General features: G+C 36.7%; 2 protein-coding genes. One reads left to right on the top strand and one right to left on the bottom strand.

From position 1 onward, the window contains the following. A partial coding sequence (locus M1B78_RS18440; RefSeq protein ID WP_257941495.1) for a hypothetical protein occupies positions 1–413 on the top strand: 413 nt, incomplete at its 5' end. Between the two features lie 97 nt (positions 414–510). On the opposite strand, the gene M1B78_RS18435 is transcribed toward M1B78_RS18440, so the two are convergent. Further along, positions 511–905: pyocin knob domain-containing protein (locus M1B78_RS18435; protein WP_257941494.1), on the bottom strand; the 395-nt coding region annotated here is incomplete at its 5' end.

The raw sequence follows: 905 nt of genomic DNA, 5'->3' as shown, positions 1-905 counted from the left end.
GCCCCTTAAATGTGTTAAGTATGGCAGGTGATGATATTAAAATGAACCAGTTCCCGGTAGTCACAAGTATGAAGTATGTGTATGGGGAAAAAACAGATAGTGGGCAAGCTAAGATGGAGCTTTCCTCATTAAGTGCATTACTGTCTATTAAGGGAATTGGAATCACCGTTTTAAACGATTTAAATGAAGCTTACAAAATTTGTAATACGGGACTAAGCATTTTACATATTGCTCTTACCATGAATTCACCGATAGAATATGGTATTTGTATTCATGTGCAGCGTGCATCTAAAGGAGATGTAAGTGGTAGCCAATTTATCTTTCAGATGGTAAGTGGTGGTGGAAGGACATATATTAGAGAAGGAAGTGGAACAACGTCTTTTATCAATTATACAGATTGGAGGAAAATATAAATTACCTATAATAGAGCAATTTATTCATTCTACTTTTTTATAATTCTTGTCAGTCAGCAATATAGGAAGCTGACTGACAAGAATTCCTGATATTAGATTAGGTAAGAGTTACTGACTTCCATCCAGACCATGCAGGTCCTGAATTGGTTCTTAACTTCACCGCTATGTTGCCGAGACGTACTTCTAAGGCAATTTGAGCCAAATAGAATTTGGTTTTAAATACCAATAGGAAGCCAAAGGATATACCATCTGGAGCATTCGTTACATTTGAACCGGAATATATCTGGTAAATTCCATTCTCTATGAAATTGTCATAATTATCAGAAACGTCTCCTCTATATTGAAACATTTCACTCAACAAATTGCTCTTCTTAATCTTCCCCTGACTACCATCTGCCAGTTCCACATATACATACGGTGCACCACTTACTATCTGGAACTGATTCATTGCTATATCCTGCTTCTCTGCCATAATCTCACATTTAAGGGGCA

It is taken from the genome of Bacteroides muris (ex Fokt et al. 2023), assembly GCF_024704895.1.
GTDB classification, from domain to species: Bacteria; Bacteroidota; Bacteroidia; order Bacteroidales; family Bacteroidaceae; genus Bacteroides; species Bacteroides muris.
Note: the sequence above shows the minus strand (reverse complement) of the source record. Positions and strands in the feature narration are given on the sequence as shown.